The 8,578-nt window shown below is 65.3% G+C and carries 6 protein-coding genes and 1 pseudogene; all 7 read right to left on the bottom strand.

Annotated features, from left to right (window positions below):
- Positions 1-26 precede the first annotated feature (26 nt).
- Entirely contained in the window at positions 27-539 is a 513-nt protein-coding gene (locus tag HX824_RS32195; RefSeq protein ID WP_134326161.1) for a GNAT family N-acetyltransferase, read from the bottom strand.
- Positions 536-1,978 carry an MFS transporter gene (locus tag HX824_RS32190; protein WP_087694965.1) on the bottom strand — a complete coding sequence of 481 codons (1,443 nt, stop codon included), beginning with the start codon at positions 1,976-1,978 and terminating at the stop codon, positions 536-538. Before HX824_RS32190 ends, HX824_RS32195 begins: the two co-directional genes overlap by 4 nt.
- On the bottom strand, positions 1,975-3,183 hold the full coding sequence (locus HX824_RS32185; RefSeq protein ID WP_177056091.1) for an acyl-CoA dehydrogenase family protein: 1,209 nt from the start codon (positions 3,181-3,183) through the stop codon (positions 1,975-1,977). The genes HX824_RS32190 and HX824_RS32185 overlap by 4 nt, the downstream gene beginning before the upstream one ends.
- A gap of 20 nt (positions 3,184-3,203) precedes the next feature.
- On the bottom strand, positions 3,204-4,919 hold the full coding sequence (locus HX824_RS32180; protein ID WP_177056088.1) for an ABC transporter ATP-binding protein: 1,716 nt from the start codon (positions 4,917-4,919) through the stop codon (positions 3,204-3,206).
- A complete protein-coding gene (locus tag HX824_RS32175; RefSeq protein ID WP_087694968.1) occupies positions 4,916-5,779 on the bottom strand; it encodes an ABC transporter permease in 864 nt (287 codons plus the stop codon). Before HX824_RS32175 ends, HX824_RS32180 begins: the two co-directional genes overlap by 4 nt.
- Positions 5,776-6,739: pseudogene (locus HX824_RS32170) on the bottom strand (ABC transporter permease). Before HX824_RS32170 ends, HX824_RS32175 begins: the two are co-directional and overlap by 4 nt.
- On the bottom strand, positions 6,736-8,397 hold the full coding sequence (locus tag HX824_RS32165) for an ABC transporter substrate-binding protein (RefSeq protein ID WP_023659005.1): 1,662 nt from the start codon (positions 8,395-8,397) through the stop codon (positions 6,736-6,738). Before HX824_RS32165 ends, HX824_RS32170 begins: the two are co-directional and overlap by 4 nt.
- Between the last annotated feature and the right edge of the window lie 181 nt (positions 8,398-8,578).

Genomic DNA, 8,578 nt, shown 5'->3' with positions numbered 1-8,578 from the left:
CAAGCTCCCTCGCCACAGGTTCAGCGTCACTTTTGGGATTGGTAGCGAAGTTCCTCCAACTCACGACCGCCCCGAGCAAGGGTGCGGCTTGATTCGGGCTGCGCTATCCATCCTGCATTTTGGTAAAAGCGCACTGCCCGCCGGTTTTCAGCCAGCACCCACAACGTCGCCGTCTCCAGGCCCAGGCTCGCGAGATGCTCCAGCCCCCTGAGCCACAGCGCCCTGCCCACCCCCGTTCCCCAATGCTCGGCCAGCACATACACCGCCTGCACTTCACCGGTTACGCCTGGATCAGCATCCTCATCACGACTCGAGCTGACAACAATCCAGCCCACCACACGCCCCTCGACCTGCGCGACAAACACAGCTTCGCTCCCCTGCTCAATCGACTGCCGCCAAAAGGCTTCACGCCGAGGCTGCGTCGCCTCCAGCGAAGCCAGGTAATCCGCCGGCATCAGTTCACGATAAGCCTGCTGCCAACTGCGAATATGCACCCAGGCAATGTCACCTGCGTCCTCGATACGTGCTGCACGAATCATCCAATTCCCTCTGCGCGTTTTGCATAAATCGCCGAGCCCGCCTGGGGCGACAGCCTGCGATAAACCAGCCCCGACAAGGCACACAGCAATCCGGCACCCGCCATGATCCAGGCGATATCACTCTGCTCGACCGTGGCATGCCCGCGTACGGCCATGATCAAGCCGAGCAGCCCCGCCGCGATGCCCACCGATAAACTCAACGTCAACTGAATGGTCATCGCCGACAGGCTGCTGGCGCGGCTGGATTGCTCCGGTGGCACGTCGGCATAGGTCAACGCCCCCAGGGTGCTGAATTGCAGCGAGCGAATGATCCCGCTGCCAAATAACACCAGTATTACAATCCAGTAAGGCGTTGATACCTCGAACAGGCTGCACGCCAGGATGGTTGCACCGGTGAGCACCGCATTGCCGATCAAGGTGCGCCGGAAACCGAAGCGGCTGACAATCCGCACTGCCAGCATTTTCATCAGCAACGCCCCCACGCCACCGGCCACGCTCAGCAGCCCCGCCTGCAACGGGTTAAGCCCGAAACACAGCTGGAACAGCAACACCAGCAAAAACGGCTGTGACGCGCTGCCGATGCGCATCAGGTTGCCGCCCCAGAAGCTCACCGCGAAGGTCGGGATTTTCAACAATGAAAAATCGATCAACGGGTACGCCGTCCGCCGTGCATGCAGGACATACAGCCAGGCACTCAACAGCCCGCCGCCAATCAGCAGCAACGCCCACTGGCGCGGCAACAGGCCGTGGCCCAGCACCTCGAAACCGAACACCAGCCCGCCCAATGCCACGCCGCTGAGCAACAGGCCGGGAACGTCCAATGGCTGGCCGGGTGTCCCGGAATAGTCCGGGATATAGCGCAGCACCAGGATCACCCCAAGCACTCCGATCGGCAGGTTGATCAGGAAGATCCAGTGCCACGACAGCACCGTCACCAACAGCCCGCCCAACGGTGGGCCCAGCAGCGGCCCAACCAGCGCCGCCACCGTCAGGTACGACATGGCACGCAGCAGGTTTTCCCGCGCCGACCAGCGCAGCAGGATCACCTGCCCCACCGGCACCATCATCGCCCCCGCAGCGCCCTGGGCCAAACGCGCCAGGGACAGTTGCAACAACGAGCCCGAGCAGGCACAGGCCACCGAAGCGAGGGTGAAGAGCACGATGGCGCTGATAAACACCCGACGCGGCCCGAACCGGTCGGCCGCCCAGCCGCTGACCGGCACGAACAGCGCCACCGCCAGCAGGTACAGCGACACCACCAGGTTCATGCGCACGCTGGGCTCGCCGAAATCCTGGGCCATCTGCGGCAGCGCGGTGAGCACTGCCGTGGCGTCGATCAGTTCCATGAACAGCGCACAGCCGATGATCATCGGCACCCGGCGCGCATGCCCGGTGCCCACCTCGCCCAAGGGGTGTGAAAGGTCGAGGGCTTTGTTCAAAACAGCCCCGATGTCGGAGGCGGCGTGCCCTTGAGTTGCCAGGCGCCCACGGCTGCGGCTTTCCAGTGCCGGGGATTGTGGTTGGCCACGGTGCGCGCGTTGCGCCAGTGCCGGTCCAGGTTATGCGCGCGGCCGGTGGTGGAAGCGCCACCCACGTCGAACACCAGCTCGGCGGCCTTGAGCGCCGACTCGGCCGCGATGTATTGCGCCTGGGCCACGTCCACTGCCGCCTGGTCGACGGCCACCGCATCAAGATCCGCAGCCCAGGCGCGGTCAATGGAGTCCGCCGCGTGCAACACCACCGCTTCGGCGGTAAAGGCCCGGGCCGAAACGTCGCCCACGCTCAGTTCCACGTACGGGTCATCCACCGAGCGCGTGGCGCTGCTGTGCTTGATCGGCCGCGCATGCTCCTTGGCGAAGGTCACCGCATCATTCAGCGCATTGCGCGCAATACCGGCCTGCACCGCCGCGAGGAACACTTGCAGGAACGGCGTGACAATCGTGCGCTTGCCTTCCTCGACGGTGCGGGTGCGGATCTCGCTGGCCAACACCTGCACATCATGCAGATGGGTGGTGCCACTGGCGGTCAGGCGCTGGCCCATGGCGTCGAAATCATCCAGCAACTCCAGGCCCTGGCGGTTGCGCGGCAGGATGAACGACACGGGCTGGTCATTCTCGTCCAGGGCGACGGCGCTGACCCAATCGGCATACAACGAACCGGTGCTGTAGTACTTGCTGCCGCAAGCGCGAAAGTGCTCGCCGTCACGCACGATGCGCGCACTGATCGAACCGTTGGCACCGCCGACTTCCCAGCCGGCATTGCCGATCACGGCGCCTTGCAGGTAGCGCCCGAACCAACGCTCGCGCTCCTCCTCCGCCCCCTCGGCGCGGGACGCCAGCAGGCCTTCGACAAACCCGAAACCGGGGCGCAGCGCCTGGGCCACGTTGGAGTCGGCCGAGGCGATGCGAATCAGCAAGGCAATCACGTCCTTGACCGAACCACCGGCGCCGCCAAACCGCTTGGGAATCCGCACGGTAAACAACCCGGCCTGGGCGATCTGCGCCACGGCCTCATACGGCAGTTGGCGGTCACGCTCACGTTGCGCAGCGCCGGCGGCAATCTGCGGCAGGATGCGGTCGGCACGGGCGTTCAGTTCGGCCACCGTTACAACCGGCGGCGTGGGTACAGCAGACAACTTGCTCATGGCACTTCCTTGATTCAGGTCTAGATGGCGATTTTCCACAGGCGCGATTCATCAAACAGCCAGCCGGGGTTTTCCGGCTCCAGGGCCGGCACCACCAACTGCTTGCCGCTGCCTGGCAGGCGTGGCACCGCGCCCAGCAGGCGCCGGGTGTATTCGTGCTGGGGCGATTCAAACAACGTCTCGACGCTGGCGCTTTCCACCACCTGGCCGTGGCGCATCACCAACACTTCGTCGCTGACGTGGCGAATCACCCCCAGGTCGTGGGAGATAAACAGGTAGGCCAGGCCCAGCGAGGCTTGCAGGTCGGCCAGCAGATCCAGGACCTGGGCCTGCACCGACACGTCCAGCGCCGACACCGGCTCGTCGCAGATAATCACTTTGGGGTTGCTGGCAATCGCCCGGGCAATCGCCACGCGCTGGCGCTGCCCGCCCGACAGTTGCAACGGTCGGCGCTCGGCCAATTGCGGCGCCAGGCGTACCTGGTCGAGCAACTGTGTCACGCGGGCCGCCTGTTGCTCGGCGTCGATACCGGCAACGTCCAGCGCATCACTGAGGATCTGCCCCACCGTCCAGCGCGGGTCGAACGAACTCAGCGGGTCCTGATAAATCACGCTGATATCCCGGCGATGCACACGGCGGGTCTTTTCCTCGACCCGCTCGGTACCTGCCGCGGCCCATGGCTGGTCGAGAAAACGCACCTCACCGGCATCCGGTTGCAGCAAGCCGAGGGCGATGCGTGCCACGGTGGTTTTGCCGGAGCCGGATTCACCGACGATGCCCAGGGTGCGACCGGCGCGCAGCTCGAAGCTGACGTTATCCACCACCTGGCGCGACTGTTGATCGGGGCCCACATACCGCTTGCCCAGGCCGGAGGCCTTGAGCAGCACCGGCGAATCCGCGCCGGGCCGTGGTTGCGCCACAGCGTTGCTGCGCTCCGGCGACAGGCGTGTGCCCTGGGCATGCTCGGCGGGCACCGCATCCAGCAACGAGCGGGTGTAGGCGTGGCGTGGGTTGAGCAGCACCTGATCCCTCGGGCCCTGCTCCACCACTTCGCCGTGGCGCAGCACCAGCACCTCATCCGCCAATTGCGCGACCACTGCCAGGTCATGGCTGATGATCAGCAGCGAATCACCACGGGCCTTGATCTGCTGCAATACCTGCAGGATCTGCGCCTGCACCGTGGCATCCAGCGCCGTGGTCGGTTCATCGGCAATTACCAGGCCGGGGTTCAATGCGAGTGCGCTGGCAATCAGCGCACGCTGGCGCAGGCCGCCGGAGAGTTGATCGGGGCGCTGGCGGGCACGCAGTTGCGGCTCGGGTACGCCCACCAGATCCAGCAGTTCAATGACGCGTTCGCCACGGCTGCGACGGTCGCCCCAGCGATGGGTCTCCAGCACTTCGAGAATTTCCTTGCCCACCGGCCGCAACGGGTCGAGGGACACCAGTGCGTCCTGCAACACGAAGCCGATGCCATTGCCACGCAAACGACGCCAGCCGCGTTCCGACAGGCTGAGCAAATCCACACCGTCATAGCTCAAGGTGCGCGCCGTAACCTTCGCGCCCGCACCCGCCAGGCCGATCAGACTGCGGGCGGTGACGCTTTTACCGGAGCCGGATTCGCCCACCAGCGCCAGGGTCTTGCCAGGCTCCAGGGTGAAAGACAGATTGCGCACCACCGACTGCCCGGCAAACTCGATGGACAGCCCTTCAACGATCAAGCGTTTCTGGTCGCTCATGAAAGACGGCCCTCCAGGCGTTGTTGCAGGTAACGGCCAGTGACCGTGGTCGACAGCGTGGTCAATACGATGAACAGCCCGGGGAAGAACGTCAGCCACCAGGCGTTGGCGATGAAGTCGCGGCCCATGGACAACATGGTCCCCCACTCCGGTGCCGGCGGACGGGCGCCCAGGCCGAGAAAACTCAGGGCCGAGGCCCAGACAATCGCCTGACCCACGCCCATGGTCAGGGTCACGATCAACGGGCGCATGGCGTTCGGCAGCAACTGGCGCAGGATGATCCGCAGCGGCGGATGCCCGAGGGCGCGGGCGGCTTCGATATAGCCCGCGTTGCGCACCGCCAGCACCTGGCCACGGACCATCCGCGCATAACCCGGCGCACTGCCCAGCCCGGTGGCGACGATCAGCGGGCCGATGCCGCTGCCGAAAATAGCCACGAACAACAGCGCCAGGATCAGGCTCGGAAACGCAAACAGCACTTCCAGCAACCAGCCCACGCCGCGGTCCACCCGCGCGCCGCCCAGCCCGCCCAACAGGCCAAGCACAATGGCGATGGTCATCGCAATCGCCGTGGCTGCCAGGCCGATGAACAACGACTGGCGGGTGCCATGGATCACCCGCGAAAAAATATCCCGCCCCGACTGATCGGTGCCGAACCAGTGGCTCAGGCTCGGCGAATGAAACGCATCGCGGGGCACGATGGCCAGCGGGTCGCTGTAGGCGAACAACTGCGGCACCAGCGCCGCGACGATCACCAGCAACAGAAAGGTAATCGCCAACAGCGGGCCGAGGCGCAGCGTGCGAGTGGTGCGCTGAATCCGCAGTGCGGGCAGCGGTGTTTCCAGGGTCAGGCCACTCATGCTGGAAGTTCCTGTTGGCGAGGGTCGACCCATAGGTACAACAGGTCGACCAGGATATTGGCGAGCACGTAGCCGGCGGCGACCACCAGGCTGATGCCGATGGTCAGCGGCAGGTCCTGGGCCTGCACCGCCTGGTACAACTGGCGGCCGAGGCCCTTGCGGGAAAAAATCACTTCGATCACCACGGCGCCGCTGATCAGCGCGCCGATGGCCCAGCCCGACAGCGAGATGCCCGGCAACACGGCGTGGCGCAACGCGTGTTTGAAGCGCACGTTGAAGTCACTCAGGCCACGGGTGCGGGCGGTCAGGATGAAGGGTTGGTCGAGGGTCAAATCCAGGGATTCGCGGGTGACCTGGGCGATAAACCCGGCCAGCGGAATCGCCAGGGCGAACGACGGCAACACCAGGGTGCGCCAGCCATCACTGCCTGCCGGCGGGAACAGCCGCAGGCCGAACGCAAACACCGCCAGCAGCAGAATCCCCAGCCAGAAGTGCGGCAGCGCGGCGGCCAGGGTTTCGGCCAACGAGGCCAGGCTGGCAACCCAGCGTCGCCGGCCGGCGGTCAGCACCGTCAGCGCCAGCACCAGGACCCAGGCCAGGGCGAGCGAGGTCAGGGTCAGCTCCAGGGTCGGCCAGGATTGCTCGGCGAGCACTCGGGTCACCGGCAGGTGCTGGGAATAGGAAACCCCCAGGTCACCCTGCACCAGTCGCCCGAGGTACAACGCGTATTGCACCGCCAATGGTTTGTCGAGGCCGTACTCGCGGGTGGCTTCGGCGATGGTCTCGGGGGTGGNNGAGGATCGCCTGCACCGGATCGCCGGGCATCAGGCGCAAGGCAAAGAACGTCAGCGTGGCCACCGCCCAGAGCACCAGCACGCCGCCGGCAAGGCGCCACAGCGCACGTTTGCCGAGCCGGGCCAGGCGCTCGCGCCGTGGGTTGGCAAGTGATGTGTCGCTCATTTGTTCACCCATGCGTCATAGAGATAAGTCACCGCCAGCGACGGCTCCAGCCGCACGCCCTGGGTGGTCTTGTAGATACCCAGCCGCGTGCTTTGCGGGTAGGTGGTCAATTGCAGGTACTGGCTGGAAGCGATTTTCTGCGCCTGGTAATACAGCGCCCGGCGCTGCTCGCTGTCCTGGGTAGTGAGGGCTTGCCGGATCAGCGTGTCGAACGCCGGGTCACTGAAGCCTGCGGTGTTCTGGTGGTAACCACCGACACCCGCCGGGCTGATGAACTCACTGCCGAAGATGATCCGCAGCACGTCGGCGGTGTTGGTGTTCCAGTAGCCGAGGCGAATGTCGTAGTCCCAGTCGGCCTGGCGTTTGGTGGCCTGCACGTCACTCATCTGGTCGACGATCAGCTCGAAGCCGACCTGCCGGGTGGTGGCCTGCACCTGTTCCCACAAGGTGTATTCCGACGGTGGCGTGCGGTTGCCCATCACCACGTGAACTTGCAGGCGCTTGCCGTCCTTGGTGCGGTAGCCCTCGCTGTCGCGCTGGGTCCAGCCGGACTGGTCGAGTAACTGCGCAGCCCGGGCCGGGTCGTAATCCTGGGCGTGCTGGAACTCCGGGCTGTAGAAGCGCGTGGCTGGGCTCAGCGGCCCGCCGGCGCGGGGGAATTCGTTGAAGTACACGCTCTTCAACGCACCCTCGATGTCGGAACTGCGTACGAAGGCTTCGCGCACTCGCACGTCATCGAACGGCGCACGGGTAATGTTCAGCGTGCCGTTGGTGGGGTTGCCGGGGCGTTGGGCGATCACCAGGGTCAGGTCCGGGTTGCGTCGAGCGGCCTCGTGGGATTCGGGGGGCAATGCCTCGATCACGTCGACCTCGCCAGCCTGCAACGAGGCGAAGCGCACGGAAGGTTCCTGGATGAACTTCCAGACGATCCGGTCGAGCCAGGCCGGGCCCTGGTGCTTGGCGGTGGGTGGCGCCCAGTTGTAGTCGGGGTTGCGCACCAGCTCGACCTGGCTTTGCCGGTCCCAGCGCACGACCTTGAACGGGCCGCTGCCGACCGGGCTTTCGCAGTTCACATCGCGCGAGCGCAGCAATGCCGTGGGGGACTCGATGCCGAGGAAGCCTTGGGCGAGGACTTCAAGAAAGGCCGCGTACGGCGTGGCCAGGTGCACCACTGCGGTGTATTCGTCGAGCACGTCGGTGCTGCGGTATTGGCGGATGTAGCCGCCTGCGGTGCTGGACTGGGTCTTGGGGTTGGCCATGTGGTCGAGGTTGGCCTTGACGGCGGCGGCGTTGAACGGGGTGCCGTCGGTGAAGTGCACGTCGTTGCGCAGGTGGAAGGTGTAGGTCAGGCCGTCGGGGGAGACTTCCCAGGTCTTGGCGAGCCAGGGGCCGATGCGGCCGTCGGCGTCCATCGAGACCAGGGAGTCGAGGTACTGCTGGGCGACGAACACCTGGGGCATGTCGCCGGCCACATGGGGGTCGAGGCAGGTGGGTTCGCGGTCGGTGGCGTAGACCAGGGTGCCGCCCTTTACCGGTTGGTCACTGCGTGTGACGGTGGAGCTGCCTTGGCCACAGCCCAGGAGCAGGCCGCAGAGTGTGGCGGTGCCGATAAGGAGCAACGGGCTGGATCGTCGCGGGTAAGGGGCGGGTTCTTGCATGATGGGTCAGGCCTAAAGTCCGGGAACTGGGTCATTGCACAAGGCATGCCGGTTTTTTGGGCCTGTAAACAGGGGGGATTGGAGGGTTGGGGGATTGCTGAAAACGACAATGTGTGTGGGAAGTGTTGGTCAGGCAACAGCTCGGCCTTGGGGGGGCGTGAGGTTTGAGTACATATCCGTT

The organism is Pseudomonas sp. D4002 (genome assembly GCF_013385665.1).
GTDB lineage: Bacteria > Pseudomonadota > Gammaproteobacteria > Pseudomonadales > Pseudomonadaceae > Aquipseudomonas.
The sequence above is the reverse complement of the archived record's forward strand: the minus strand, read 5'-3'. Positions and strand labels throughout refer to the sequence as shown.

Coding starts and splice junctions, on each gene's coding strand:
- HX824_RS32195 (WP_134326161.1), bottom strand. CDS start 539: ATGATTCGTGCAGCACGTATCGAGGACGCAGGTGACATTGCCTGGGTG.
- HX824_RS32185 (WP_177056091.1), bottom strand. CDS start 3,183: ATGAGCAAGTTGTCTGCTGTACCCACGCCGCCGGTTGTAACGGTGGCC.
- HX824_RS32180 (WP_177056088.1), bottom strand. CDS start 4,919: ATGAGCGACCAGAAACGCTTGATCGTTGAAGGGCTGTCCATCGAGTTT.
- HX824_RS32175 (WP_087694968.1), bottom strand. CDS start 5,779: ATGAGTGGCCTGACCCTGGAAACACCGCTGCCCGCACTGCGGATTCAG.
- HX824_RS32165 (WP_023659005.1), bottom strand. CDS start 8,397: ATGCAAGAACCCGCCCCTTACCCGCGACGATCCAGCCCGTTGCTCCTT.